The organism is Paenibacillus sp. LX16, from assembly GCF_036252815.1.
In the GTDB taxonomy this organism is placed as follows: domain Bacteria; phylum Bacillota; class Bacilli; order Paenibacillales; family Paenibacillaceae; genus Paenibacillus; species Paenibacillus polymyxa_B.
Genome location: NZ_CP141152.1, coordinates 3,421,467 through 3,447,583 on the forward strand (window position 1 = coordinate 3,421,467; position 26,117 = coordinate 3,447,583).

Sequence of the window (26,117 nt, forward strand, 5' to 3'; positions counted from 1 at the left end):
TATTCGCTCCTAACTTTCGTCAGACTTGCGCCGTGTAAAGATACGAATTGGAGTTCCTTCAAAATTGAAGGCGGCGCGAATTTTGTTCTCCAGATAACGCTCATACGAGAAGTGCATTATTTCTGGATCGTTTACGAATACAACCATCGTAGGCGGCTTAACAGCAACCTGGGTCACATAGTTAATGCGCAGACGACGTCCCTTGTCTGTTGGTGGAGGATTGATGGCAACCGCATCGGAAATTACATCATTCAGCAAATGTGTCTGAATACGCAATACATGCTGTTGTGCCACATGCTGGACAACTGGAAGCAGCTTTTGTAGGCGTTGCTTCGTTTTTGCAGACAAGAACACAATCGGAGCATATGTCATAAACAGAAAGTGATCGCGAATTTTCGTTTCAAACTGGTGCATCGTTTTATCGTCCTTGTCCACGACATCCCATTTGTTAACGACAAACAGCGATGCTTTACCCGCTTCATAAGCATAGCCAGCAATGTGCTTATCCTGCTCAATAATGCCTTCCTCGCCGTTAATAACGACCAGTACAACATCTGCACGCTCAATGGCACGCATGGCACGCATTACACTATATTTTTCGGTCGTTTCATATACCTTGCCACGTTTACGCATACCTGCCGTATCAATCAGCACATACTTTTGACCGTCTTTTTCAAAAGGTGTATCAATTGCATCACGCGTCGTGCCTGCAATGTCACTAACGATAACCCGTTCTTCTCCCAGAATGGCGTTAACCAGTGAAGATTTACCTACATTCGGGCGGCCGATCAAGGCAACACGAATAACGTCTTCATCATAGTGATCTTCTTCCAGCTCAGGCAAATTGGACGTAATGGCATCTAGCAGGTCGCCTATCCCTGTTCCATGACTACCAGAAACAGCGATTGGATCACCAAATCCATAAGAATAAAACTCATAAATCAGATCGGCGCGACTGAGGTTGTCCACCTTGTTGACAGCTACGATGATCGGTTTACCCGAACGATATAACATTTGAGCTACCTCTTCATCTGACTGTGTAATTCCTGCTTTCGCATCACTCATGAATACAATTACATCTGCTTCTTCTATTGCAAGTTCGGCCTGCATACGGATGGATTTTAAAATGACATCCTCACCATCAATCTCAATGCCGCCGGTGTCAATAATACTGAAGGATTTGCCATTCCACTCCGATATACCGTATATACGGTCACGAGTGATTCCCGGTTTATCTTCCACGATGGACAAACGATCCCCGATAATCCGATTAAAAATAGTGGACTTACCCACATTCGGACGACCAACGATAGCCACAACGGGTCTTGCCATAAATTCACTCCTCCTGTCAATTCTTCCGCTATCATCATAGCAAAAAACATACCTATTGGCGATATGGTCACGTAACAACAATCGGCGAACCCTCTGGGTCCGCCGATGGTGTACGTTATGCTTATTATAAAATGTATTGATTTAAACTCATTTAAATTTGTTCAGCTTATCGCCAAAACGCTCGCCGAGCGTAATGCTCAGACCGGAATTATTGAGGGAAACGTTAGGATTATTCAGTTCCTCACGAGGTGCACGAGATGCACGTGGTGCTCTTTCTGCTTTAGGAGCAGCTTCAGGAGCTTCCTCAGTTTCTTTAATGCTCAGGCTAACACGTTTTTCGGAAGGATTCATTTCAAGAATTTTAACTTTCACTTCTTGTCCTTCTTCCAGAACTTCTTGTGGAGTTCCAATGTGTTTGTGGGAAATTTGGGAAATATGAACCAAACCTTCCACGCCAGGAGCGATTTCAACGAATGCACCGAAGTTAACCAGACGTTTTACAACACCTGTTACGATGTCATTGTTGTTGAATTGTCCAGCAGCCGATTCCCAAGGACCAGGCTGTGCAGCTTTCATGCTCAGGCTGATTTTTCCTTTTTCAGGATCTACTTTCAAGACTTTCACTTTCACTTGATCTCCTTCAGAAACTGCATCAGAAGGCTTATCGACATGAGTCCAAGCAATTTCAGATACGTGAACCAGACCGTCCACGCCGCCAACATCTACGAAAGCACCAAACTGAGTCAGACGTTGAACCGTACCTACGATTTCTTGGCCTTCTTTCAGCTCAGCCATTACTTTAAGCTTGTTGGCTTCGAATTCTGCTTCCAGAACGTCTTTTTGAGAAAGGATCACTTTGTTATTTTCACGATCCAGTTCTTTTACAACAACACGCAATGTGCGGCCTTTGTAATCACTGAAATCTTCAACGAAGTGGCGTTCTACCATGGATGCAGGGATGAATCCGCGCAGACCCACGTCTACAACGATGCCGCCTTTAACGACATCATTCACAACAACTTCAAATACTTCTTTGCTTTCGAACAGTTGCTCCAACTTTTCCCAAGCATTTTCACTGTCGATTGCACGTTTGGACAGAACAAGTTTTTCCTTGCCATCGTCAATGCTGATAATTCTAGCTTCAACCTCTTGGCCTACTTGTACTGCTTCTTCTGCGTTATCCAGACCAGAAGACAACTCGCGAATTGGAATAACTCCATCGTATTTATATCCAATGCTTACTACCGCTTGGTTATCTTCCAATTTCACGATTGTACCCTTAACGGTGTCACCTTTTTTCAGGGAGACGATTTGATCGAGCTCGTCTTGATTTGCCGCTTCAGCAGCTTCTTGATTTTTAATTTCTTCCGACATGTCAATACCCTCCTCAATTCAAAAAAAACCATTTATTTAAACCTGCGCATGGCAGAGTTCAAAACATAAATAAACTTTTGTTCTAGTTTTCCGAGCTTAGACACAATTCATGCAAGCCTTTCAGTTATTCGTAGGCTTACCCGTTTCCTTCATCGTGCGAATACGAGACATAATTGCTTCTGTTGCCAGTTCAAGCGGATCTCCTTCGATATCGGCACCCTTTTGGTAAGCGTCCAAATTGACAGGTTTACCGTATAACACTTTCGTTTTACGGAAAAGCTTGTAATCACCAATAATGGCGACCGGAACGGCAGCCGCTCCACTGCGTAGCGCGAAGCTTGCAGCACCCTTTTTACCAATTCCTCCAGATCCTCTGGAGCCTTCGGGAAAAATCCCCATAACCTTACCGTCACGCAAAATGTTCAATGCCAGCTTGATGGATTCCTTACTTACACCACCGCGTTTGACCGGAAAAGCTCCCAGTTTCCCAATTAGTGGACCCAGTACAGGAACATTAAACAGCTCGGCTTTTGCCATAAAGTGAACCTTTCGCTTCAGCAAAATACCGACTGTAGGAGGGTCAAGATTACTAATATGATTAGAACACAACAGCACTCCGCCCTCGGCAGGAACATTTTCCCTGCCTACCGCCTCAAGTCTAAACAGAACGCGGTAAATAAGACGCAAAATACTGGCGCATACAGTATATATCATTGGCTGATCTCTCCATCCTTCTCCGTTAAGCAATAAGATACGATCGTATCAACGACATCCTGAATGCCCATATGGGTCGTATCGAGCACGATGGCGTCCTCACTGCAACGAAGCGGGGATACCTCCCTCTCCTCGTCAAGCTTGTCACGTGCCGCAATGTCACGTTCTAGCTGCTCCAGAGTGATATCATCAGTTTCGCTCAGTTCTTGAAAACGGCGAGAGGCACGTTCCTGAACACTTGCGGTCATGAACACCTTGACTTCCGCATCGGGAAGTACAGTTGTTCCAATATCGCGACCATCCATAACGACACCCTTGCGCGCAGCCATCTCACGCTGGTTTTCAGTCAAACGTGTACGTAAACCAGCAATACTTGAATACTGTGACACGTTGCTAGTCACTTCCATCGAACGGATCACAGTGGTTACATCTTCCCCGTTACAATAAACCTTTTGGCCTGTGGGGTCCGGTACTAATTCAATCACCAGCTCAGGTACATGTTGAAGCACTTTTTGTACATTTTCTGCAGGAATTTCCTTGCACATCATGTACCACGTTGCTGCTCGGTACATGGCGCCGGTATCTACATATACATAAGAAAGTGCTTTCGCCACCAGGCGGGCCACTGTACTTTTCCCTGCACCAGCAGGTCCATCAATGGCTACATTTATTTTGTTACTTAAAGATACATGTTGCCTTGCCAACAGGGAATTCCTCCTAACCTAACCTCAAGAAAAAAGCAGGCATTGCCTGCGACGTGAAAATTATACCACACATTTATAGGCGATGCAAAATAAGCGACAGGTTTACTAAAAAAGAAAAATTTCGGATGATTAAGATTTTCCCCGGAATTCCAGCTGTCTTTCAAAGCAATATTTAATCAGTTTTTGGCGCTCTTGATCAGCGATTTTCTCATATTTCAGCATAATGAGCTTGCGACCGTTTTCCATCTGCTGAATGCGCACAATTTCAGATTGGAACGGCACATGCTCCTGAGTGCCGTTTTTATATGGAACCAAAATCCAGCAAGACAATGATTCTCCTTCTTCAAGATGATGAGTTCCCTGGGTCTGAAAAGAAACACCCCCGCCTCCTACATCATGTGTCTCTGCTACAAATCTGGACTCGTTCGCACCATGCTTTACTGCAATTTCCAAGTTGGCCTTAACCCGAAGAAAGTTTCGGCGCTGAATTTTGCTGATGCTGTCTGGAGCAGGTTTGTGAATGCGAACCATCCGGAGGATATCCTCTTTAAAACCCGTAACGTGGGTATTGAAATAATTTTTAATCCCACCCTCGCTCATAAAAAATATAGACAGCTCTTCCCCTAGAAACAATTTTTTTAAGTGCCCACTTGTTTGTGACATAGGAATTTCAATTAGAAAGTTCTGTGACTCCTCTTCCGCAATACGAGACTTAAATTCAAAAATCTCGTCCTTATGGTCAGTACCAGCCACTTGTATGTATAATACATCATTAATTTTGGGAAACAAATGATCCACCATCCTTGTCCATTAAAAGCTCTAATTAAGGTATATAATACCACGACTTTGTGCCTATATTAAGCATTATATTTGTTCGATCTATGACTAAAGCACAAAAAACCTCCTTCAAGAAGGAGGTTTAGAGTGACTATTGATTCATTTTCATGTAATCAACTACGCATTACTTGCAGTAACCTGAGGTTCATCTGAATCTTTAACCTCTTCAATCGTTTCTTCCATCCCCGTATTGGCGTTAATGTATAATCGGTAAACGGAACCATTGATTTTACCACCAAATTCATAACACAGAACTTCATTCGAAAGTTCATTTTCAATTAAAGCTTTACGGTGGTAAGTTTCACGAAACTCAGGATTCAATTTTGCTCTTGCTGCATTCAAATTCAATTTCGCTTGCGGAATGCGGCGGAGATGACTATGCTCATACACATAATCACTGGATTGAAAACCGATCACTTGTCCGTTATCAAGGCCTGATCTGACAGTGATTTTTTCTGGATAGATAATCACGTCCCCTTGTTGGCTCGCAAATGTAATATTAGCTAAATTTCCGCTTTCATCATACGCAACTGGCTTCATTCCTTTGTAACCTTTTTGTTCAAGGTATTCACTAGCATAGCGAATCGCTTCATTACGTGTTGCTTTTTTAGGGCCTACTGCTCTCATGTCATGATAAGAAATAAGCTTGCCGCCTTTTTTCGTAAAATCCATACTGGCCACGGGTTGCTTCTTATTTAGCAGGGTAGCTGTATAAGATGCCCATTCCGTTCCTTTACCGTTTTCGTTCACACGGATCTGACTTTCCGGTTTTCCTGTAAATTCAGCGGCATTTCGTTTAATTTGTTCTGCATTCACTGCCGGGAGACTCAATTTTTTCACAGAGCGTTTATCATAGATGCTGGCTACAGACGGTCCCCAATCCAGTTCCTTGTAGTTTTCCACCTTTTTGTCCACGGTTTTAAAGCCATCAATAATGGTATTGTCCTTCGGCCCAGTTTGCGAACCTGCCGCCATATCTACATCCATCCATCGTAAATTTTTGCTAAGGACCTTTTGCTGCACTTCCTGCATGTTTTTCGAAATTTCTTTGGAATTGTTATATAACGTTTTCAGGTTCGAAATTTCTTTCTCATTTAAAGGCTCGTGATCCAGATCACGAACAGCAGTCTGATACGAAAATGCAGATAGATGCGACAGCAAATCCTTGGCATGATTAAAAGGCATTACATTCAGAGGCAACTGATTAACCTCATTTTGGGCCTCACTTGCAATCCTCCACACGTTCATCAAGCATTTGCGGTGCATCGCGTGTGAAGTATTATGGACAGCAACCGCGTTACCGAGTTGAGAATGCAGCTGATCCATATGAAACGATAAATCGTGAAATGCACGCTGGTATTGATTTTCCGCTTTAATCGACATGCTATTTGCCTGAAGAGACACCTCTTTTCTCATCTGGCTTTGCTGATAACCCCACACAAATGCTCCTATCATCATCAGGGTAACCACCGGGAACAATACGGAACTAAGTCGCTTATACATATTGGGAGTCTCCTTTCTTCAAGTACACTACCGATAGTGTGACAAGAAGAATGCTCTCTTATGCATGGTTTTCCATGACTTCAACAATAAACTCACAGTTATCGCAAATGCAGCGTTTAAAGCCGGTCTGAATCTGTCCTTGCTCTATGCGTCCTCTCAGCACAAAGCGTTCTCCGCATCTTTTACAATGAATTCTAACTTTTATACGCAAAAAAAGACACCTCTTTCTCTAACAGGTTTGTCAGATCAGTGTGTCCCATTTTGTTACATGTTAACCTTTTCTTCCCGTTTTAACAAACGAAAAGGAGAACGGTTATTAGCTCGACTGATCTTCGCCATTCCTCCATACCATAGAAAGGCCATAAGTGGAATGATAAACCAGATCCAGTCATGCGAAAATTTCAATAAAATCAAATCGTATACTCCGTGCCAGAACCATGGAAGCACCAATGACAGCAGCAACATGTATTTGCTCCTCAATCCCTCTGAAAACTTGGCCTTCCCCATGTAGTAGCCCATCATTACGCCAAACATCGCATGACCAGATACCGGTAGCAATGATCTCATCAGCATCATGCTAACCGAAGCATGGCCCGCCCAGGCATATAACAGATTTTCAACCGTTGCAAATCCGAGTGAGACTGCGGCCGCATACAAAATACCATCATAAGGCTCGTCGAACTCGGTATGATTATAGATGATGTGATACAACAGAAACCATTTAAAAAACTCTTCCACTCCGGCTGAAATGCCGAACGCCTGGATTAACGTGTGATCCCCTAGCCAAAGCAGCAGCCCGCGTTGAAAAATCATGACAGGAAGAACCACCAAAAAGCCGAGCAAAAACACTTTAATAACCATGTGCAGTGGCTCCGAATCATACCTGTCCTTCAAGTAAAAATACATTAATAAGGCGAGACCCGGCGCTGTGGCTGCCGCTAAAACTGAAAACAGAAGCACCGATCATCCCTCCATAAAAATGAGTCGGCTCTGCTTTCAGCGCAGAGCCGACAAATTCACTTCGATATCACTTTCAATAAAACGAATCAAGAACGGCTGTCAAAATGAGTGCAGATGACAGCAACTGCCTGTTCAGGAATGACCAGCTTGCCGTATTCTTCCAACATAGCTGGTGTAACGGATGAGCCTTCTCCAAATTCAGCAAGAACCGCGATTAAAGCCGCAAGCTTGGACTCCTCTACTTCTTCTGGTTCCAAATGCAGAATCCATTTTCCTCTATAATGATACAGCTTACCTGCTTCCGTAGTGTTGCTACGAAGCATATGAGCCGCTTCTATGAGTACTTCGAAATCGCTAAACGCGTAAACGATGGAATCGCTATGCTCCAGCGTGACTTCCATTTCGTAGACTTCCTCTGGAAGCTCCTCATCGGGACCCGAACCATACTGTTGATGGTCATATTTTCCCCGGGTGACGATAACAACCATTCCTTGAGCAGGAAGCGCAAAGACTTCGACAGCTAACGGTCCCGTGGCGTCGAAGCCCAGTTCGCTGTATGCCTGATCCATCATTTCGGTAAACAGCTCATGAACTCTTGGAATTTCTTGCCACATATCGTCTTTTTGAATACCGCGTTCGCTCAAATCGTCAAAGGTAAGGAAAATCCGTATCTTGTCCTGACTTAATCTTTCTATTTTCATACTGGACCCTCCTCCTGGCAGCCGAGTGTTATTAACAGATTATGATGAAATTATGATGCCTGTGATGAAAATGGTTCTATGTAATCATGTTATCATTTTATAATCGTAAATGCACGCAATAAAAAGATAAAAAAAAGAATCATTTGAACGGCTTTTACAAAAAAGCCGCAAAATGATTCGGAATAAAGGTTTCTGGGTTACAATCCCGGTACGGCTGTATGAGTTTCTTTCAAAATTTGCTCGACCTCACGTTTAACATCGGGACTTGTGCTGATGAAGTCTTTAATCAACTTCATATTCTCTTCTTTGTTCTTGGCAGTATGGGCGTTATAAGCGGTTTTATCTGTTTGTGAATGATGGTCTTGATCCTTATGGGTGTCTTCTTTATTGAGCGTAATCTCGCCCATCCCGGGGAATGCCGCGTCCATCATTTTAGTACGGGCTTGCTGCACTAAATTGCCGCCTTTTTTTCCACCTATGTCCATAGATAAGCCCAACATGTTGCGGTTGCGGGAGATCATAGAGCTTGCGACAGCGCCCAAAACGATTCCCAAGAAAAATGAAGATGTTTTCACAATTAGAACCTCCCTTTGTGGTAGAATCAAGCATAGTGTTCGTCAGTAGTGACAAACTCATACGGTATAAAATACAGGAAGGTGAGATGAAATAATGGGTACAAAAACAGCAGCCATTTTGTTCACCGCATGTCTGCTGCTTAGTGCTTGCACTGCAACCAAGCCTGAATCTGCGGCAACAAGCAACCAGCAGGATTCGGTAGCGCCTGACTCAAGTAACAGCGCCAAAGATCAGAGCAACGTCTCTTCCCCAAAAAGCAGCAGTAAGCAAGCAGGCAGTGACGATCATAACTCAGCGGATAAAACCAATGCACAAAATGATAAAACCAGCGAAAGCAACGAAACAGGAGCTGCGACATCTGCAACTACCAATAACAAAATGTATCACTTGGACAAAGCTTACAATGTAATCCCTAACCAACAAGGTACCGAAAAAAAAGTCGTGTTATTGACCTTTGATGATGGTCCTAAGGAAGCAGCAATGATTAACAAAATCATAGATGTACTGGACAAACACAAAGCGAAAGCGATTTTCTTCGTAAACGGTTACCGTGTAAAAAAGCATCCTGAGTTGCTCAAACTTATCCATGACCGTGGACAGCCCATCGGCAACCATAGCTGGGATCACATCGTACTGAAGAATAAATCTGAGCCCGAGGTCAAAAAACAGATTGAAACGGTACAAAAAGCTGTTAAGGACATTACAGGTCAAGCCCCCGTCTTCTTCCGCCCCCCTCATGGTGCAGGCGGGGACGTAGGTCGCAAGGTCGCTAAGGAAAACGGTCTCCTATACATGACATGGTCCGTCGGCTCTCTAGACTGGACAATGAAAAAGAATCAGCCTAATAAAACGGAGGCACTTCTCAAAAATGTAACAGAACAACTTCATCCAGGCAGCAATATCCTGATGCACGAACTGCCATGGACAGCTGAGGCGCTGGACAGTCTATTGACGCGCCTTGAGCAAAAGGGTTACCAATTTGTCGATCCGCAAGGGATTGAGGTTCCTGCCAGCTAGTAGACACTTGCGTATACTCCGGATTAACTATAGATAATGCAAAAAAGGCCTCCATTCTCCGTTATTCATGCGGAGATGGAGGCCTTTTCACCGTATCATTACGCGCCTTGACCTAAGCACAGACGTCCATAATAACTTTATATTACCAAAGCATTTCACTGATGGGTGGTGCACCCTTAATGCCCCACCACAGTAACGCTGCAGTAATCAGCACAAAAAGAGTACTCAAAAAATTTAAAAACCACTTGCTTACCCGAATACGGCGGGACGGAAACATTTCTGCCCGCGTTCGGTACTCACTGGCAGGAGTGTCATCCTCCATCGTCACAGCAACTTCTGGTGCAGCGGCAACGTGAGCCAATTCTGGCACGGGCCGTGAAGCACGGGAGCGAACTGGTTTAGATTTTGACCTGTCCTCCTCTTTGCCTTTGCGACCATTTCGACGGCTGCCATAGGTCTGCACTCTGCTAAGTTCCTGATTCATTCTTCATACCTCCGAAAACGTAACGCTAAACCAGATATAAGGTCAATCACAAAATGACAAATGATCGGTGCCCACAGACTACCGGTCTGCACATATATGTAGCCCAATCCATAACTGCTAAGAAAAACCCAGCCAGTGGGAATCCAATGCCGTAAATATCGGATATGAATCACCGCAAACAAAATGCTTGTCCAATAAGGACCAAAGCTGTACTGAATCGCACCTCTGAACAAGAGTTCCTCACAGATAGAAACGATAGCTGCTATACAAATAATATGCCACACCGGACGATTTTGAAACAGCATTTGGTTAATACCACCGTCATCCATAGCATCCTCAGGCATAATCCGGGATAGCAACAGATCCACAAGCAACATAGCGGCGGCCAATCCCAATCCCCACCATAAGACGTGCAGAGTGTTCGGCAATGCAAATAGTTCTAACACATTTCTTTTCTGAAAAAATATCCAGATTGCGCCAATCAGCAGGGTCAGCCCCTGAGTTAGATACAAATTGTAAATCAGCAAGCGGTCGTTCAATTCATGAATTTGCGCTCTTTTCCATTTCACTTTAAGCTTTTTCATAGTTAGTTAGTCCTCTGCATAGTCTTCTTTAGCATCATAGCCAAAAAGTCGGGCGGATTCAAGAAGACTTAAATCTTAATTTTCCGCATTCTGTAGCTATATATCTAGCCTGCTATCCTCACATGTCGCATGTCCTATTGACATGCCCATGTAAGCCATGATACATTATGAAAAAATTATTAGCGACAACAACAATGATGGAGAAAAGGTATTGATTTCGTCCTCAGAGAACCGGTGCTTGGGTGGAAGCCGGTGACGAAGTAACTACTTTCAGCGCTCCTGAGTTATTGCACCGAGGTCTAGGGAATATTTCCCGGCATTAGATGCAATCGGCAGAAAACCGTTATCCTTTCGGTCATTTTATGACCGCTGAAGGCAGTCCATTGCGAAATGGCTGCGAATTAGGGTGGTACCACGATAACTCTCGTCCCTTACTATGGAGATAGTATGTGATTCGGGGGTTTTTTTGATGCCCGAAAACCGCAAAGCGTCTCCGCACAAGACTTTTGGTCGTTAGTTTGGTGCATAATGCTATCCCATTCCTTTTCTGCGTCAATGCGTTATCACACTAGTATTTTACACCGCTCTCCTGTACTTTTAGAAGTATTTCAAGTTTTTTCATGTTCTTTATGGAATGTATTTCAGTTTGAAGTACATCCTGTCCATAAAAGAAGTTAACTTTGAGGAGGAAACCAAATGTTTAAAGTGTTAGTATCCGATCCGATCAGTGACCTGGGCATCCAGCAACTGATGGATGCAGACGATGTCACGGTGGACAAGAACACAGGTCTCAGCGAGGATGAATTGGTTCAAATTATTGGTGACTATGACGCATTACTCGTTCGAAGCCAAACTCGGGTAACCGAACGCATCATGACGGCAGGTAAGAACCTCAAGGTTGTAGGGCGAGCTGGGGTCGGAGTGGACAACATCGACCTCGAAGCAGCAACACAACGCGGGATTATCGTTATTAACGCTCCTGACGGCAACACGATTACGACATGTGAGCACACTTTTGCGATGATGATGGCTCTAGCACGTCATATTCCACAGGCATATGCCAAAACCATTGGCGGTACATGGGATCGTAAAACATTCCTCGGTGTCGAACTACGCAACAAAACACTTGGAGTCCTCGGCATGGGACGTATCGGCAGTGAGGTGGCTAAACGTGCTAAAGCATTTGGCATGAGCATCCTCGGCTATGATCCATTTCTAACGGAAGAACGCGCTGAGAAGCTTGGCATTAAGCTGGCGAGCGTGGACGAAATTATCCGCAACGCAGATTTTATGACCGTACACACACCATTAACACCGGAAACGAAACATATGATTGCTCGTCCACAGTTTGAAGTGATGAAAAAAGGAATGCGCATCATCAACTGTGCCCGGGGCGGAGTTATCGATGAAATGGCTCTTGTTGAAGCCATTGATGAAGGTATCGTTGCCGGTGCAGCCTTTGACGTATTCGAGTCAGAGCCGCCAACACAGGATCACCCATTCCTGAGTCATCCGAAAATTATCGTCACACCACATCTGGGTGCCTCGACTGTCGAAGCTCAGGAGAATGTAGCTATCGATGTGTCCGAGCAAGTGCTGCATATTTTGCGTGATGAGCCTTTTAAAAACGCGGTCAACATGCCTCCAGTACCATCCAACGTCATGACGCAATTGCAGCCATATTTCTCGCTTGGAGAGAAGCTGGGCAGCTTTGCCGCTCAGATCACGAATCAGGCTGTACGTGAAATTCAGGTAGATTACGCTGGTGATTTGTCCTCTGTGGATACACAGCCGCTGACACGTTATATTTTGAAAGGTGTACTTAGCCGTCATCTGGGCAGCGATGTGAACATTGTAAACTCTGTACATCTGGCCAAAACACGTGACATCCATCTTGTCGTATCTCAGGCGCCCGCCACCAAGGGTTTTACCAACCTGATTACCGTTACACTCAAAACGCAGAGCGGCGAAGAGCAACGTGTATCTGGCACCCTGCTGGCAGGCTATGGCGAACGTATTGTTCGGTTGAACCAGTTCCCGGTAGATGTGGCACCGGAAGCTCATTTCCTGCTCATCTCCCACAATGATAAACCAGGCATTATCGGTCGTGTCGGCACCTTGCTTGGGGAGAACGGCGTCAATATCGCATCCATGCAAGTAGGGCGTAAAATTGTCGGCGGTGAAGCCATCATGATTCTGACCGTCGATAAAGCCGTGCCAAAAGACGTGCTGATTCAACTCGTTGGTTTGCCAGAACTAAATACTGCCCAAGAAGTAGTGCTAAATTAGTTCCAGACATATTGAGAAGTCCATGGTTTTATAATAAAGAGAGGCGCCTGGCTACCCAGGCGTCTTTTTCTCTTATACCGTTATCTGTCATGAGAGCAATCATCATGCATGAAACAGGATGTTCCACGTTGAACAAGATAAATGTTGATTTTTCAACAAAAAGCACCCTCTTCCGAGGATGCCTGCAAACCGGGGTATATCAGCTGGGGCTTATAAGCCTGTTACAGACCCAGCTTTGTTTTGTTGGAGATCGGCAGCAAAATAGTAAATTCCGTCCCTTCCCCCAATACGCTGGCAGCAGAGACAGAGCCTCCGTGAGCCTCTACAATGTTCTTGACAATAGCAAGCCCCAAACCAGTCCCTTTATCCTCACCACGTACTCTGGCCTTATCTGCCTTGTAGAAGCGGTCGAAAATATAAGGTAGATCCTCGCTGGCAATGCCTACACCTTCATCCTTAATCCGAATACGGATTAACTCATGCCGTTCTCCCAAAATTCGATCCGCCGCAATAGTAACCTTTTTCCCGCCGGGTGTGTGTCTAAATGCATTATCCAGCAAATTGGTCAATACCTGTTCCAATCGGTCTTCATCTGCCTCAGGCAGCAGCAAACGTTGACCATGCTCATGGTAATCGAGTGTCAGTCCCTGTTCCTTTGATCGTACCGTAAATTTACGGTGAACACGCTCGATCAACTCATTCACATCCACTTCCTGTCGGTGCATGTCTGTATGACCAGCCTCCATTCGGGCCAGATCAAGCAGATCCTTGACTAACCTTCCCATGCGTAATGACTCATCATGGATGACCTGCACCAGTTCCTCGGATTCTTCTGGTGAACCCGCCATACCATCCAGCAACGCCTCACTGTAGCCCTGCATCATAGATAAAGGTGTACGGATTTCATGAGATACGTTGGCCACAAAATCGCTTCGCATCTTCTCAAGCTTCACTTCTTCCGTAATATCTCTAAGCACAGCTACTGCACCGCGGATTGCATTATCCGTATACAGAGGCGCCATCTGCACCGACCAGGAGCCCTTCTTGACATGGATATAGTCTCCGACATCCTCCCCCCTGTCCATAACGGTATGGAACAGAGACTGCAAAGGCTCAGGTACAGAAGCTCCAAACTCCTCCAGATCACGCTCCTGCCACTCCAGCTTTTTCCAGATATCCAATAGACTTTGTGCCGGCGGATTCGTCAAGATGATTTGTCCGCTTCTGTCGAAGGTGATTACGGCATCAGACATGCTTCGCAGTACGCTGGATAAATGGTTTTTCTCCTCATTCAGACTGCGGATCGTTGCTTCCAGTTCCGTAGACATATGATTAAAAGTTTTCGCCAGTTCTCCAATTTCATCACTGGTCACCAGCGAAAGCCGAGTATCATACCTTCCCTCACGAATCGCATTCGCCGCCTGAATCAACAGCTGCATAGGCTGTGTGATTTTAGTAAAAAGGAATAGGGCAAAAAAGGTCGTCAATAAAAATCCGACAATACATGTATAGGTGAACAAATGCTTAATTTCCGTCGATTCATACGCCGCAAAATTTCTGTTGATGTACGGTAATAAAAAAAGCCCTAGAAAAATAAGCACAGAGCCTACAAGACAAATGATGGTGATCCACAGCTTGCCTACCAGCGATCTCCAGAAGTTCACGTTATTTTGGAACCTCCAGCTTATAACCTACGCCCCAAACGGTCGTAATCATAGCCGCTGCCTCTGGTGATACCTTATTCAGCTTTTCACGAAGCCGTTTCACATGCGTATCCACAGTGCGCAGATCACCAAAAAATTCGTAATTCCAAACGTCTTTCAGCAGTTCTTCGCGCGAGAAGACTTTATCTGGCGACACCGCCAAATAGTGCAACAGCTCGTACTCTTTAGGCGTGAGACTGATTTCAATCCCACCCGCAGTTACCCGGTGCGCATCATGCTCAATGATAAGATTCGGAAAAACAATACTATTGCTTGGTACCGCCTCTTTCGTTAAAAAGGCAGTTTCCGACGAACGGCGTAAAATCGCCTTCACCCGGTAAATGACTTCTCGCGGGCTAAAGGGCTTAACCACATAATCATCGGCTCCGACTTCAAAGCCTTGTACACGGTTCACTTCCTCACCTTTGGCAGTCAGCATAATCACAGGTGTAGCTTTGGTCTGACGTAGCCGTGTACACACCTCAATTCCATCCATCCCCGGAAGCATTACATCGAGCAAAATAATGCTGTAATCGCTTGCAGTCGCTTTTTGGAGGGCAATCTCCCCATCCTCAGCTTCGTCAATTGCATATCCTTCTTTTTCCAGATACATCCGCAGAAGGCGTCGAATGCGTTCTTCATCATCTACAATTAATATGCGGTTGCTTTGTTCTGACATATTCCCAGCCCCTTCGCTAAAAAAAGCATTCTCTCTATTTTACTATTTTCCCGTGCTTGGTCAAACTTTACTCTCATCCAACAGTCTCTTTACACCAAAAAGGCCGGGGTTATGACCCCCGTCCTGTCCGTTTCTTTTTCGTGTTGTCTGATTTGGCAAGTTGAATGAGACGGTTGATTTCGTCCTTGGTTAGGGGTCTGGTCAGACCGCGCTTCAAGTTTTGTAGCAAAAGATCTCCGAAGGCTATCCGCTTGAGTCTGATGACTGGGTGTGAAATGGCCTCAAACATCCGTCTTACTTGGCGATTTCTGCCTTCATAAATGGTAATTTGGATCACAGACTCCTTACCATTTGGATCTACATCTTTATATTCTACCTCGGCTGGTGCTGTAATGCCATCTTCCAGCACGATTCCCTTTTTCAGCTTGTCCAGCTCAGTACCATGCGGAACGCCTTTGACTGTTGCCACATATGTCTTGGGCACATGATGCTTGGGATGGGTGAGCAGATTGGCGAACTCGCCATCATTGGTAAGCAACAGCAGTCCTTCGGTGTCGTAATCGAGACGTCCTACCGGATATACGCGTTCCTTAACGCCTTTCAGATAGTCTGACACGATTTTACGGCCTTCCGGATCGGAAGCGCTCGTAATGACCCCTTTAGGTTTGTTCATCATCAGATAGATTTTTTTCTCGGTTTTGATCGGGCGTCCCTTTACCGTAATCATATCTTGATCAGGGTCTGCCTTCGTTCCCAGTTCAGTTACGACAACCCCGTTCACTTCCACGCTGCCCGCCTGAATAAGCTCCTCACATTTACGTCTGGAAGCTACACCAGCTTGGGCCAATATTTTCTGCAATCTTTCCATGTTCGCTAATTCACCTCATGCTAATGATACCCATCCATGAGCAAAATCACAACCCCCGTTCAAAAAACGATGCAGAAATTAAAATACAAGCAGGCAAATGGCAATGGCTGCCACAAAACCAACCACATCTGAAAATAGTCCTACCTTCAAAGCATACCGTCCATTGCGGATACCTACCGCACCAAAATATACAGTTAGTACATAAAGCGTCGTGTCTGTGCTGCCCTGAATCGTTGATGCGATCCGACCGATCATGGAATCCGGGCCATAAGTGCGAATTAGATCCGTCGTGAACGCAAGTGAACCGGTGCCCGTCAATGGACGAAGCAAGCCTAAAGGCAGTACCTCACCGGGTACACCCCAGTGTTTAATCCATGGGGTTACCCAGGAGATCAAATAGTCCAAAGCGCCGGATGCTCGAAAAATGCTAATCGCCACCATCATGCCTACGAGATGAGGAATAATGCTGATGGCGGTAGAAAAGCCGTCTTTGGCTCCATCTACAAAAGAATCGTAGACAGGTACCTTTTTAGCATATGCATATAAAGGAATAAAAGCGAGAATAACCGGAATGGCCCAAGTCGATACGAGGTTTATAAAATTAAGCATGCCTCCCTCATCCTTTCCAAGTGGTGTCCCTGCCCTTGGCAGCCGTGATTCCCGTTCGCGGAACGGCAGGTGAAGATACGGGCAACGTCGTTGAAGAGGCAGCGGATGTTGGTGCTGATGAGGTGAGTGGTGCCAAGGATGTCTGGGACGGCGGAATTGCTGGAGGACGACGGCGCAATTCTCGACTACGGTACCAACGGTCCGCCGCAATTGCGGCAAAGGTGGCTATTGCGGTCGCTACCAGTGTCGTACCGACGATTTCTGCCGGATGTGCGGAATGAAAATTAAGCCGTATCGCGATCAACGTCGTAGGTATAAGCGTAATACTGGCTGTATTCAGGGCGAGCAGCGTACACATGGCTGGTGTGGCGGTTTGCTTATCTGGATTGAGCGTCTGCAGCTCTTGCATAGCCTTGATTCCCATCGGTGTGGCTGCATTCCCCAGACCCAGCAAATTGGCGCTCATATTGGACAAAATGTAACCCATAGCGGGATGATTACGCGGAACATCAGGGAAGAGAAAGGCAACCAAAGGAGAAAGCAGCTTGGATATTTTCTGTAAGAGCCCACCATCTTCAGCCAGCCTCATCATGCCCATCCAAAACACCAGCACACTTATCAGTCCAAAGCACACAGTAACCCCCGTAGTTGCCCCGTCAAAAGCCGCTTTCGTCACTACCTCAATATTTCCCTGTGCAGCAGCAAATACAAATCCAATACAAATCAAAGCCACCCATATGAGATGAATCATGGCTGATTCCTCCTTTTCCCAATGATGTGACACGTGCAGCTCTATTTCCTGGTTGACCTATGCTCCAAACAAATTTTTAAGGATTTCGTTCCATCTGCTCGTCCAACCACGTTGCTGAGTATTGTTCGCAGGATCTTGTGCAGTTGGAGTCTCCTGCTGTGGCTGTACGGTACTTTGAGCAGGCAGCTTACTACCTTTTTCATACACAGGAACAGAACCGATAAGTTTACCTTCCAATAGGAATTCGACCCGTCCTCGTAAGCCAAAAGATACGTCCGCTCTATCTGCAGAAGTGGAATTTTTATATAACACCAGTCTTTTGTGCAAATGGGACTTCTCACTATCATGTAAAGGATAAGCAAAGCTTGTACCTGTTAAAAGTGGGTAACCATCGATAGGCTGCTGCTTGTCCGTAATCGGAATGAGCGGATAATATCGGAATCCGTAATCAAGCATACGGGCATGATCGTTCCAATCGTCCCCATCATTCAAGGTAACGGCAGCGAGCTGGCGACCGTCCCGTGTGGCCGAGCTGACCAGACAGCGAAACGCTTTTTTGGTAAAGCCTGTTTTCACGCCGTCAGCTCCCTCATACAGCCGCAGCATTTTGTTTTTGTTGTGCCATGAGTAGTCCCAAGAATCGTTGGGATTCGGCGCTTTTTTCAGTTCTGTTTTTACAATACGGGCAAAAGTTGGATTATGCAGCGCATAAGCAGTTAGCCGGGCCATGTCATTGGCTGAGGAATAATGTCCCTCGGCATCCAGCCCGTGAGGATTAGCAAAATGTGTATGGCTTAGCCCAAGCTGAACCGCCTTGTCATTCATCAAATGGACAAATCCCTCTTCTGTCCCCCCCACATGCTCAGCAATGGCAGAGGCTGCATCATTACCAGAACGGAGCATTAAGCCGTACAGCATATTTTCCAGCGACATTTGTTCACCCATTTGCAGAAAAAGCGAGGAACCTTCTTTGGCATACGCGGTAGGACTCACCTTTACCCGGTCCTGCAAGCGTCCATGTTCAATGGCCACAATTGCAGTCATAATTTTGGTCAGGCTGGCAATGCGTAGCTCCCGGTCACCCTCGGTAGAATATATGATTCTTCCTGATGTGACATCAATTAAAGAAGCAGCCTGTGCATGGGTTCCTAATGCAGGCGGCGCTGCTTCAGTTGTTATCGCTCCCCGAACGGGCTGTGGACTCAGCAACGTAAGCGGCAATGACAAAATAAGCAGAAGCACCAGCGGCAAAACAAATGCGCGTGCCTTATTCAAGAAATGGCTGTGGTCCGCGTGGATGTGTTGCTTTTTTTTAAACATTTGGATTCCTCCGGTTTTGAGCAAGTCTTGTACCATTCTATGTCCAAGCTGTTCAAAGTATGTCCACCTTTATAACAGAAAATTCCTTTATGGGACAGCCATTAGCTGCTCCCCTTTTGCTTTCTTTCTACATAAACCAAGCAACTTGCCCTCCTGAATACATATAATTAGTTACTAAAGTTAAATAGGGATCGGGGGTTACAATATGCAGCGTCTCCAATTTGAAATGGTTTTAAGAACGCGGATTGTAGAGTCCGCAGAAGCATTGCATCGAAGTGGTGTATCCTTTGCCAGTTTTGCCACCGCACGTTGCAACCCGCAATTTTGGGATTTAACGGAAAAAGGTGGCTTTCAGATCAAAGCAGGTGTCACACCGGCACAGGGGATCAGAGATATCTTTTTAAACGGTCATCAATACGCTTTCGAATGTGCAACAGCTATGGTTATTGTGCTGTACAAAGGAGTGCTGGATTCCATTCTGGAAAGTGAGTTTAATCGGATTTTTGCAGATATACTGCTGTATGACTGGCAATATGACAGCGACCTCAGGCTCATACAGCAGCAAGGAAGTCACAAGGCGGCTCCTGGCGATATTCTGTATTTCAACAATCCGGATGTGTCGTCTGAAACATTGGAATGGAAAGGAGAAAATGTCGTCAAGCTGAAGGAAGACTTGTTTTATGGACATGGGATTGGCATCTTGCCGGCGAAAGGTATTATCGATTCCCTGAATCAACATCGTCGGCCGGAAGCCACGGTATCTGCTTATTTGACGAATGAAGTGATCTATCCGGACTTCATCTACCTATCGCAGTTTGCTGCCGAAGGAAATCGAAAAAATGAATTCTCGCTGCATACTTTGTATCACCAGGAATACAGTGACCATATACATGCTGTCATTGGGAGAAGGCAGTATATTCGGGGATAGGGTCAAGTACAAGCAGAAAAAGAAGGTATTCCTTAGCCTATACTCGGCTTTGGGATACCTTCCTGAGAGAACACTTTTAATTTCAATAACTTTTACAAGTAAGCCGGGCCAGAATGACTGTGATCCGTAGCAACATCTACAGGTACCTGTGGGGGTGGAGTCTGCCCGTTGTCGCCTGCATTCCGGAAGATAGACTGAACCTTATCAATCAGGTATGGCGTGGAGTCAATGAGCTTCTCAATCAGATGCGTTTGATTGTCCAATGGAACGATTTGTGCCCCCTGTTTGCCAACAACCAGAAAAGCAATGGGATGAATAGATACGCCACCACCACTACCCCCTCCAAAAGGATGACCTTCCTTCCCGCTATGATTACCCGATGCCGAGGAAGTATGAAGTGCCTCTTCGTCTACGTTAAAATCACTTCCCCCGGCAGCGAAACCAAATCCTACCTTACTGATTGGCAAAATAACGGAACCATCGGGTGTTTCCACCGCGTCTCCCACAATCGTATTCACGTCTACCATGGCTTTGATGTTTTCCATTGCGGTTTGCATGAGCCCTTGAATCGGGTGATCTGACATGATTAATTCCTCCTCTGCTTATCTCAAGCTTAGACTGCCTTTTCTTTCGCTATTGTGCGCAGGGGTTCAAGGAAATATGTATGTCATTCGATTCGGTTATGCCCTAATCTGGAGGACACTGAAATCCCAAAGTTCAGAAAGATTGAGTTTCATCACACTTCATTGTTTATCTTTCATTGTTAGCTTGAAGATCTTCATTTTTTTTGAAAAAAACCCGCTTCCATGCCTCGGGTCCACCCGGAACGCGCCATATGCGGTAAGATAAGATGAGCATGGAGAAAATTAAATAGCCGAGCGATACGTTTGCTTCACAGTTCAAAGTGGTGGTAAAACGCAAGCGATCCACCCAATACGGCACAACATACAGCTTAGGGGTACAATCCATGCGCACAAAGCTGGAAGCAAAACCGATCAAGGTCGTTTTTAATCCCCACAAAATACCGGTTGAGGTAGCTGTATAAGCCGCGTCAGCAAGACTAATGTTGGTGGACCACTCCATTTTGGACATCGTCACATGTGCCAATGTATGTCGCAACCATCGATTGAAGGATTTCGTTCCCTTTAGCAAAACCCGTATATCATATATAAATTGCTTGATTTTTTCTGTATCAATATTACCGCTATCCACGGAAGCATCCGTTTTATGTATGTTTTTGTTGCGATCAAGCCGATAGAGAAGCCCTTTTTTTAAACCTGTTATGAGAATGGCCGGAATATCGTAATTTATTTTAATCATCCCGTATAGAAATCTGATCTCTAGATGCGCCCGATCATCATTGTCATGTTTGGCAATATCCAGCTTTAATCGAATACGAGAGAGCAGAATAGCCAGCACAAGTAATATAACGACGATGATGGCGATACTGATCCATTTCCACACTGGCGAGTCCTCCCTACCTTTTTGCTATAGATATCATGGCAAAAATAGTATGACCGTTCGCCGGAAAATCATGCATCTTAAAATACCAACAGCCAGCCCCCAACTACTTGAGGACTGGCTGTCTATTTGAAATTTTATATAAGTGAGCCGCAAGATCCGGATGAACTCTATTGGGATTCAAGATCCAGATCGTTGGCTTCAGGCTGGCTGCTCTCCAGACGCTCGAACAATAATTGAGTCTCTTCCTCCAAATTGTCCGAATCCTCGAACAACTCCGGTTGTGGTAGATCTGCCAAAGAGCCCAGACCGAAATAATCCAAAAATGATTTCGTCGTTCCGTACAATATTGGCCGTCCGATGGCTTCAGCTCGACCTTTCTCTTCAATGAGCTCCTTGTTGACCAGTGTATGTATGGCCCGTTCGGATTTGACACCCCGAATCTCTTCGATTTCGACTCTTGTAATGGGCTGGCGGTAGGCTACAATGGCCAATGTCTCCAAAGCAGCTTGAGACAGTGAGGCACGGGCCGGAGAATAAGCGAGCTTTTCAAAGTAAGGTGCATGTTCGGATAAAGTTGCAAGCTGATAATGACCAGCAATACGGATAAGCTGCAGGCCTCTTCCTCCCTGCTCCATGTCCTGCTTCATATCTTCCAGGCACTGTTCAATCAGCTCTTGCTGCTGCTCTACAATGTCGGCGATCTGCTTGGTGGACAACCCTTCCTCTCCTGCGAGAAACAGCAGTCCCTCAATAATTGATTTCAGCTTCAGATAATCCATTAACCCGTAAATCCCCTCTCCACTCCATTACAATATCATCGAAAAGCTTCTCCTGATAACAGAAAATTTGTTTCATTTTCATCAGTTCAAGGATAGCCAAAAAGGTCACAACCACTTCATGCCGATACATATCCTCATGCATCAGCTTGGAGAACAGCAGCCGTCCTCCATTCCCCACCATCTCTAAAGCTCCAATAACTTGCTGGATACGGTCCTTGACTGATATTTCGTCCCGATGAACACGGGTTACCGTCGTACGTCGTTCTGCTTTGCGCAGAGCACGCTGAAAGGCCGCAACCAAATCGCTTGCATGCAGCCCATGCACCGGATTTGCGGGTTCAGTGGGCAGGAATGCACTTAGATCTTCTGGCTCCTTGCCATAAATTAGACTCCGCTCCCACTCACGTTCACTTAAATGGCGAGCAATCCCTTTATATTTACGATACTCCACCAGCTTGCGGACCAGTTCCTCACGTGGATCATAATCCTCATCCTCATAAAAATCCAAATCGTCATATTCCATCACAGGTGGCTTGGGAAGCAACAATTTACTCTTAATGGATAAGAGCGTCGCCGCCATCACCAGAAACTCGCTCGTAATGTCCAGTTCCAGCTCCTGCATACTGTGCAAAAAAGCCATATACTGATCAGTAATATCGCTAATCGGGATATCCTGAATGTCGATCTCGGCTTTATCAATCAGATGCAACAGTAGATCCAGCGGACCCTCGAATGTTTCCAGCTTGTAGTTTACGACTGTCAATGTGCTTCCCCCTGCCTTACTCCAATCATCATTCAACAATACCTTTCCCTATAGCACTTATGCTCTACGTTATCAATCCCTCTTTCTGTAGTATATACGTCATCGCCTTGCTTAACAATCCAATCCCTTTTTCACCTTGCATTTTATACCGTTCTATTCAGCTATTCCTATCATTAAAATTGCTTGCCGAGATTGGCCATTTCAATCGCAGCCAGTGCGGAATCCCAACCTTTATTACCAGCCTTCGTACCTGCTCGTTCAATAGCCTGTTCAATGCTTTCTGTAGTCACTACACCAAAAATAACGGGTACTCCCGTTTTCAAGCTGCTTGCTGCCACACCCTTGGCCACTTCATTGCAGACGATATCATAATGTGAAGTAGAACCACGGATGACCGTTCCCAGCGTAATTACGGCATCATATTTGCCGCTTGCAGCCATTTTTTGTGCAATTAGTGAAATTTCAAATGCACCCGGAACCCAGGCTACATCAATTTCATCTTCCTGTGCACCATGTCGTTGAAGTGCGTCAATTGCGCCGCTTAACAGCTTGCTTGTAATAAACTCATTAAATCTGCCCACCACAATACCATATTTTAAACCGTTCGATACGAGATTACCTTCTAGAAAACGTGCCATGTTTAATCAACCTCTCTTAGTTTAATTATTTAGGGACTTCGGATAATACTTCAGATTTACTTGGAACCGAGATGTATTTTTACAATGACAAACGACGACGGTATTCCACCAAATGCTGAATACTGATCAGCTTCAATTGATGTCGCTTGGCGACCACTGCCAGATCAGGCAGGCGGGCCATTGAGCCATCTTCCTTTATAATTTCGCAAATGACCCCAGCAGGCTTGAAGCCACTGAGTCGGGCCAGATCAACAGCCGCTTCAGTGTGACCAGCACGCTGCAAGACGCCACCATCGCGAGCAATCAGCGGGAACATGTGACCAGGCTTGCGGAAATCACTTCCTGTGACTGCTTCGTCTGCCAAGGCGCGTACAGTCAAGGAGCGCTCGGCCGCTGAAATACCCGTTGTTGTCTCCATATGATCTACCGATACCGTAAAGGCAGTACCGTGGAAATCTGTATTTTGCTCTACCATAGGATGCAATTCCAAGACCTCGGCTCTTTGTCGTGTGATTGGCACACAGACCAACCCGCGACCTTCTGTAATCATGAAATTAATGACCTCAGGCGACGCTTTTTCAGCCAAAGCGATAAAATCGCCTTCATTTTCGCGCTGTTCATCATCGACTACAATGACGACCTTACCTTTTTTTAAGTCCTCCAACGCTTCTTCGATGGAATCCAAACGAATCTCTTCGTCATGTTCCAACTCGCCATGCTCTATGAAGTTTGCCATTGCACTTGTTTGGCTACCTCTATCCATAACACTTTCCTCCTTATGTCTTGTGCCACGAATGCTCCTAAACAGGCTTACCATTCAATATCAGGCAAAGCCGTGTTTCGCCAAATAGTCCAAACTGAGAGGAGCCTTTTCTACTCTCTCCGCCTCCGCTGCACCTCTGTAACTTAAAAGCTGTTCTACATATTTGCCCAAAATATCGCATTCGATATTGACGGTATCCCCCTCACGTTTGGCTTGTAAGGCCGTTTCGGATAAGGTGTGGGGAATAATGGATACGGCAAAGGTATCTCCCGTACGCTGTGCGACTGTGAGGCTGATACCATCAATTGTGATTGACCCTTTGAGAAGAATATATTTAAATAATGTTTGATTTTTAGGCTCAATTTCGAACACAACTGCATTCTGGTCTGATGTCACCCCGCGAATCGTTCCCGTCCCGTCCACATGTCCTTGCACGATATGTCCTCCGAACCTTCCGCTCGCCGCCATCGCTCGCTCCAGATTGATTCGGCTGCCTGATCTCAACTCTTTCAGATTACTGCTGCGAAAGGTTTCCGGCATCACATCAACCTTAAAGTCTTTCGTACCGATCTGTATCGCTGTCAGGCAAACGCCATTCACCGAGACACTGTCTCCTATTTTCAAATCGCCCAACACCACGGAACCCGAAATCCCCAGCACCATCGCTTCACCGCTTTTAGAAATCGTTTGAATGCGACCCACTTCCTCGACCAATCCGGTAAACATGCCTTCACTCCTTTCCACTACATTTCAGTTTATCCCTAATTCATCGGCTATAAGCGCAAAAAACCCCCAGTTCGGATTCAATCCGTCATGGGGGTGATGAGAGTCACATTTGTAGTATACAAGCGCAGTTCATATGCATCTTAAGACGACATGAAATCATAGGTTTGCCAATAGAAAGCATGACTGAGGATACAACCAAATACGCTCTGAACACCATCAAAAAGAAAGCTTAAGCAAGCTATCGCCCGATGCTGTCCTACAACGAAATAAGCCGTACGCACAATTGGGTATGCTAAAAATCGGCACATGTCACGTCATGCACATGCGCTTCGTATCCTTCTCCCATCCAGACTATACTGTCGGTCCCGGATTTGCACCAGGTCCACCTTCTGCCGATCATTCAGCATCCGGGTCACGGACTAAGCCATGCTGTTTCTCACAAAAACGATCCACAAACATGTCATCACCGCCGGTGGGGAATTTCGCCCCGCCCCGAAGGATCTTGCTCTTATTTAATTGAATTAACATTAAACTTGTTACGTATATTAGCACCGACTTCTAAAAAAAGCAAGTTATCTAATAGAAGCTCCTGCTTTGGTTTTGACATATTGGCTGGAGAGTTCTTCAAACCAGGTTTTGTCATTCATATGAAGCGCCAAGTCAATCAAATCGGCCAATTCCTCGACTCCCAACTCTGTTGCATGATCAAAGGTAATTACGGCTGAAGCAACAGGTCCCCGCCCTTCCTCAGAACATGCTTCATAATCCAGGCGCACATCAACATGTCCGTCAATAAACTCGCATTTCAGAAAATAAATAATTTCGCACATTAAAATGGGGCGTACCTGTGTTTCTAACACGCAATCCATCACCTTGGCAGAATAATGCTGGTTCGTCAGCGTGAATTTGTGTTCTGTCGCTGCCAACGATGCCCGTCCAAAATCATCCGTAAACTTTAGCTCCACTGGCTTGATGTTCATAACCTTAGGGATCTGCTTCTTTATAATTTCGATTATTTCAACTGTATTCAGCTTAATCATTACCTGCACCT

General features: G+C 45.5%; 28 protein-coding genes, 1 riboswitch and 1 other annotated feature. Of the genes, 3 read left to right on the plus strand and 25 right to left on the minus strand.

Features of this window, described 5'->3' with window-relative positions:
* Nucleotides 1-9: 9 nt before the first annotated feature.
* From der to T3H97_RS15075, 9 genes are all read right to left on the minus strand, one after another.
* Nucleotides 10-1,332: a ribosome biogenesis GTPase Der gene (der, locus tag T3H97_RS15035; RefSeq protein ID WP_013310744.1), complete on the minus strand. Its 1,323-nt coding sequence runs from the start codon at nucleotides 1,330-1,332 to the stop codon at nucleotides 10-12.
* 147 nt (nucleotides 1,333-1,479) lie between these two features.
* A complete protein-coding gene (rpsA, locus tag T3H97_RS15040) occupies nucleotides 1,480-2,706 on the minus strand; it encodes a 30S ribosomal protein S1 (protein WP_013371699.1) in 1,227 nt (408 codons plus the stop codon).
* Nucleotides 2,707-2,826: 120 nt separating this feature from the next.
* Entirely contained in the window at nucleotides 2,827-3,420 is a 594-nt protein-coding gene (locus T3H97_RS15045; protein ID WP_328800141.1) for a lysophospholipid acyltransferase family protein, read from the minus strand.
* The gene (gene cmk, locus T3H97_RS15050; RefSeq protein WP_328800142.1) at nucleotides 3,417-4,124 is read right to left on the minus strand and encodes a (d)CMP kinase; all 708 of its coding nucleotides are present in this window, start codon (nucleotides 4,122-4,124) and stop codon (nucleotides 3,417-3,419) included. Before cmk ends, T3H97_RS15045 begins: the two co-directional genes overlap by 4 nt.
* 129 nt (nucleotides 4,125-4,253) lie before the next feature.
* Nucleotides 4,254-4,913: a flagellar brake protein gene (locus tag T3H97_RS15055; RefSeq protein WP_328800143.1), complete on the minus strand. Its 660-nt coding sequence runs from the start codon at nucleotides 4,911-4,913 to the stop codon at nucleotides 4,254-4,256.
* 165 nt (nucleotides 4,914-5,078) lie between these two features.
* A complete protein-coding gene (gene ypeB / locus T3H97_RS15060) occupies nucleotides 5,079-6,464 on the minus strand; it encodes a germination protein YpeB (protein WP_328800144.1) in 1,386 nt (461 codons plus the stop codon).
* Nucleotides 6,465-6,728: 264 nt separating this feature from the next.
* Nucleotides 6,729-7,424 (minus strand): glutamic-type intramembrane protease PrsW, encoded by a 696-nt coding sequence (gene prsW / locus T3H97_RS15065; protein WP_328800145.1) that lies wholly within the window; start codon nucleotides 7,422-7,424, stop codon nucleotides 6,729-6,731.
* A gap of 86 nt (nucleotides 7,425-7,510) precedes the next feature.
* Nucleotides 7,511-8,125: a genetic competence negative regulator gene (locus T3H97_RS15070; RefSeq protein WP_013310751.1), complete on the minus strand. Its 615-nt coding sequence runs from the start codon at nucleotides 8,123-8,125 to the stop codon at nucleotides 7,511-7,513.
* 197 nt (nucleotides 8,126-8,322) lie between these two features.
* Nucleotides 8,323-8,700: a hypothetical protein gene (locus T3H97_RS15075; protein WP_029517316.1), complete on the minus strand. Its 378-nt coding sequence runs from the start codon at nucleotides 8,698-8,700 to the stop codon at nucleotides 8,323-8,325.
* 94 nt (nucleotides 8,701-8,794) lie between these two features.
* Here T3H97_RS15075 and T3H97_RS15080 point away from each other — a divergent pair, with 94 nt between their 5' ends.
* The gene (locus tag T3H97_RS15080) at nucleotides 8,795-9,718 is read left to right on the plus strand and encodes a polysaccharide deacetylase family protein (protein ID WP_328800146.1); all 924 of its coding nucleotides are present in this window, start codon (nucleotides 8,795-8,797) and stop codon (nucleotides 9,716-9,718) included.
* Nucleotides 9,719-9,860: 142 nt separating this feature from the next.
* Here the strand turns inward: T3H97_RS15080 and T3H97_RS15085 are convergent, their stop codons facing one another.
* Entirely contained in the window at nucleotides 9,861-10,202 is a 342-nt protein-coding gene (locus T3H97_RS15085) for a hypothetical protein (protein WP_025723058.1), read from the minus strand.
* Entirely contained in the window at nucleotides 10,199-10,786 is a 588-nt protein-coding gene (locus T3H97_RS15090; protein WP_328800147.1) for a type II CAAX endopeptidase family protein, read from the minus strand. The genes T3H97_RS15085 and T3H97_RS15090 overlap by 4 nt, the downstream gene beginning before the upstream one ends.
* Before the next feature lie 185 nt (nucleotides 10,787-10,971).
* Nucleotides 10,972-11,221 (plus strand) — a binding site (T-box leader).
* Nucleotides 11,222-11,482: 261 nt separating this feature from the next.
* Here T3H97_RS15090 and serA point away from each other — a divergent pair.
* Entirely contained in the window at nucleotides 11,483-13,075 is a 1,593-nt protein-coding gene (serA, locus tag T3H97_RS15095; RefSeq protein WP_328800148.1) for a phosphoglycerate dehydrogenase, read from the plus strand.
* Between the two features lie 221 nt (nucleotides 13,076-13,296).
* Here serA and T3H97_RS15100 read toward each other — a convergent pair whose 3' ends face one another.
* The 6 genes from T3H97_RS15100 to T3H97_RS15125 form a co-directional block, all read right to left on the minus strand.
* Complete coding sequence (locus T3H97_RS15100; protein ID WP_190297506.1) at nucleotides 13,297-14,739, minus strand: ATP-binding protein; 1,443 nt, start codon at nucleotides 14,737-14,739, stop codon at nucleotides 13,297-13,299.
* Between the two features lies 1 nt (nucleotide 14,740).
* On the minus strand, nucleotides 14,741-15,457 hold the full coding sequence (locus tag T3H97_RS15105) for a response regulator transcription factor (RefSeq protein WP_029517311.1): 717 nt from the start codon (nucleotides 15,455-15,457) through the stop codon (nucleotides 14,741-14,743).
* A gap of 109 nt (nucleotides 15,458-15,566) precedes the next feature.
* Entirely contained in the window at nucleotides 15,567-16,325 is a 759-nt protein-coding gene (locus T3H97_RS15110; protein ID WP_023989197.1) for a pseudouridine synthase, read from the minus strand.
* Between the two features lie 78 nt (nucleotides 16,326-16,403).
* Nucleotides 16,404-16,934: a spore maturation protein gene (locus T3H97_RS15115; protein WP_013310760.1), complete on the minus strand. Its 531-nt coding sequence runs from the start codon at nucleotides 16,932-16,934 to the stop codon at nucleotides 16,404-16,406.
* A 7-nt stretch (nucleotides 16,935-16,941) separates the two neighbouring features.
* Nucleotides 16,942-17,685 carry a nucleoside recognition domain-containing protein gene (locus T3H97_RS15120; RefSeq protein ID WP_039271021.1) on the minus strand — a complete coding sequence of 248 codons (744 nt, stop codon included), beginning with the start codon at nucleotides 17,683-17,685 and terminating at the stop codon, nucleotides 16,942-16,944.
* A gap of 57 nt (nucleotides 17,686-17,742) precedes the next feature.
* Entirely contained in the window at nucleotides 17,743-19,005 is a 1,263-nt protein-coding gene (locus T3H97_RS15125; protein WP_328800149.1) for a D-alanyl-D-alanine carboxypeptidase family protein, read from the minus strand.
* A gap of 205 nt (nucleotides 19,006-19,210) precedes the next feature.
* Between T3H97_RS15125 and T3H97_RS15130 the strand changes: the two genes are divergently transcribed.
* Nucleotides 19,211-19,933: a protein-glutamine gamma-glutamyltransferase gene (locus tag T3H97_RS15130; protein WP_328800150.1), complete on the plus strand. Its 723-nt coding sequence runs from the start codon at nucleotides 19,211-19,213 to the stop codon at nucleotides 19,931-19,933.
* Nucleotides 19,934-20,025: 92 nt separating this feature from the next.
* Here T3H97_RS15130 and ytfJ read toward each other — a convergent pair whose 3' ends face one another.
* The 8 genes from ytfJ to T3H97_RS15170 all read right to left on the minus strand — a co-directional run bounded on the left by ytfJ (nucleotide 20,026) and on the right by T3H97_RS15170 (nucleotide 26,106).
* Nucleotides 20,026-20,517, minus strand: coding sequence for a GerW family sporulation protein (ytfJ, locus tag T3H97_RS15135; RefSeq protein WP_328800151.1), 492 nt, complete (start codon nucleotides 20,515-20,517; stop codon nucleotides 20,026-20,028).
* A gap of 166 nt (nucleotides 20,518-20,683) precedes the next feature.
* The gene (locus T3H97_RS15140; RefSeq protein WP_103048713.1) at nucleotides 20,684-21,397 is read right to left on the minus strand and encodes a DUF2953 domain-containing protein; all 714 of its coding nucleotides are present in this window, start codon (nucleotides 21,395-21,397) and stop codon (nucleotides 20,684-20,686) included.
* 167 nt (nucleotides 21,398-21,564) lie between these two features.
* Complete coding sequence (gene scpB, locus T3H97_RS15145; RefSeq protein ID WP_328800152.1) at nucleotides 21,565-22,176, minus strand: SMC-Scp complex subunit ScpB; 612 nt, start codon at nucleotides 22,174-22,176, stop codon at nucleotides 21,565-21,567.
* Entirely contained in the window at nucleotides 22,145-22,939 is a 795-nt protein-coding gene (locus T3H97_RS15150) for a segregation and condensation protein A (protein ID WP_328800153.1), read from the minus strand. The genes scpB and T3H97_RS15150 overlap by 32 nt, the downstream gene beginning before the upstream one ends.
* Nucleotides 22,940-23,112: 173 nt before the next feature.
* On the minus strand, nucleotides 23,113-23,577 hold the full coding sequence (gene ribH / locus T3H97_RS15155; RefSeq protein ID WP_013310768.1) for a 6,7-dimethyl-8-ribityllumazine synthase: 465 nt from the start codon (nucleotides 23,575-23,577) through the stop codon (nucleotides 23,113-23,115).
* A gap of 79 nt (nucleotides 23,578-23,656) precedes the next feature.
* On the minus strand, nucleotides 23,657-24,340 hold the full coding sequence (ribB, locus tag T3H97_RS15160) for a 3,4-dihydroxy-2-butanone-4-phosphate synthase (RefSeq protein WP_328800154.1): 684 nt from the start codon (nucleotides 24,338-24,340) through the stop codon (nucleotides 23,657-23,659).
* A 60-nt stretch (nucleotides 24,341-24,400) separates the two neighbouring features.
* On the minus strand, nucleotides 24,401-25,066 hold the full coding sequence (ribE, locus tag T3H97_RS15165; protein ID WP_328800155.1) for a riboflavin synthase: 666 nt from the start codon (nucleotides 25,064-25,066) through the stop codon (nucleotides 24,401-24,403).
* A gap of 330 nt (nucleotides 25,067-25,396) precedes the next feature.
* A riboswitch (FMN riboswitch) is annotated at nucleotides 25,397-25,570 on the minus strand.
* A 68-nt stretch (nucleotides 25,571-25,638) separates the two neighbouring features.
* On the minus strand, nucleotides 25,639-26,106 hold the full coding sequence (locus T3H97_RS15170) for an IDEAL domain-containing protein (protein WP_013310772.1): 468 nt from the start codon (nucleotides 26,104-26,106) through the stop codon (nucleotides 25,639-25,641).
* Nucleotides 26,107-26,117: the final 11 nt, after the last annotated feature.

Coding starts and splice junctions, on each gene's coding strand:
- ribH (WP_013310768.1), bottom strand. CDS start 23,577: ATGGCACGTTTTCTAGAAGGTAATCTCGTATCGAACGGTTTAAAATAT.
- ytfJ (WP_328800151.1), bottom strand. CDS start 20,517: ATGTCAGATCACCCGATTCAAGGGCTCATGCAAACCGCAATGGAAAAC.
- T3H97_RS15115 (WP_013310760.1), bottom strand. CDS start 16,934: ATGCTTAATTTTATAAACCTCGTATCGACTTGGGCCATTCCGGTTATT.
- scpB (WP_328800152.1), bottom strand. CDS start 22,176: ATGGATTATCTGAAGCTGAAATCAATTATTGAGGGACTGCTGTTTCTC.
- T3H97_RS15090 (WP_328800147.1), bottom strand. CDS start 10,786: ATGAAAAAGCTTAAAGTGAAATGGAAAAGAGCGCAAATTCATGAATTG.
- T3H97_RS15110 (WP_023989197.1), bottom strand. CDS start 16,325: ATGGAAAGATTGCAGAAAATATTGGCCCAAGCTGGTGTAGCTTCCAGA.
- T3H97_RS15080 (WP_328800146.1), top strand. CDS start 8,795: ATGGGTACAAAAACAGCAGCCATTTTGTTCACCGCATGTCTGCTGCTT.
- T3H97_RS15070 (WP_013310751.1), bottom strand. CDS start 8,125: ATGAAAATAGAAAGATTAAGTCAGGACAAGATACGGATTTTCCTTACC.
- T3H97_RS15125 (WP_328800149.1), bottom strand. CDS start 19,005: ATGTTTAAAAAAAAGCAACACATCCACGCGGACCACAGCCATTTCTTG.
- T3H97_RS15130 (WP_328800150.1), top strand. CDS start 19,211: ATGCAGCGTCTCCAATTTGAAATGGTTTTAAGAACGCGGATTGTAGAG.
- ribE (WP_328800155.1), bottom strand. CDS start 25,066: ATGTTTACCGGATTGGTCGAGGAAGTGGGTCGCATTCAAACGATTTCT.
- rpsA (WP_013371699.1), bottom strand. CDS start 2,706: ATGTCGGAAGAAATTAAAAATCAAGAAGCTGCTGAAGCGGCAAATCAA.
- serA (WP_328800148.1), top strand. CDS start 11,483: ATGTTTAAAGTGTTAGTATCCGATCCGATCAGTGACCTGGGCATCCAG.
- ribB (WP_328800154.1), bottom strand. CDS start 24,340: ATGGATAGAGGTAGCCAAACAAGTGCAATGGCAAACTTCATAGAGCAT.
- ypeB (WP_328800144.1), bottom strand. CDS start 6,464: ATGTATAAGCGACTTAGTTCCGTATTGTTCCCGGTGGTTACCCTGATG.
- der (WP_013310744.1), bottom strand. CDS start 1,332: ATGGCAAGACCCGTTGTGGCTATCGTTGGTCGTCCGAATGTGGGTAAG.
- T3H97_RS15045 (WP_328800141.1), bottom strand. CDS start 3,420: ATGATATATACTGTATGCGCCAGTATTTTGCGTCTTATTTACCGCGTT.
- T3H97_RS15120 (WP_039271021.1), bottom strand. CDS start 17,685: ATGATTCATCTCATATGGGTGGCTTTGATTTGTATTGGATTTGTATTT.
- T3H97_RS15085 (WP_025723058.1), bottom strand. CDS start 10,202: ATGAATCAGGAACTTAGCAGAGTGCAGACCTATGGCAGCCGTCGAAAT.
- T3H97_RS15105 (WP_029517311.1), bottom strand. CDS start 15,457: ATGTCAGAACAAAGCAACCGCATATTAATTGTAGATGATGAAGAACGC.
- T3H97_RS15170 (WP_013310772.1), bottom strand. CDS start 26,106: ATGATTAAGCTGAATACAGTTGAAATAATCGAAATTATAAAGAAGCAG.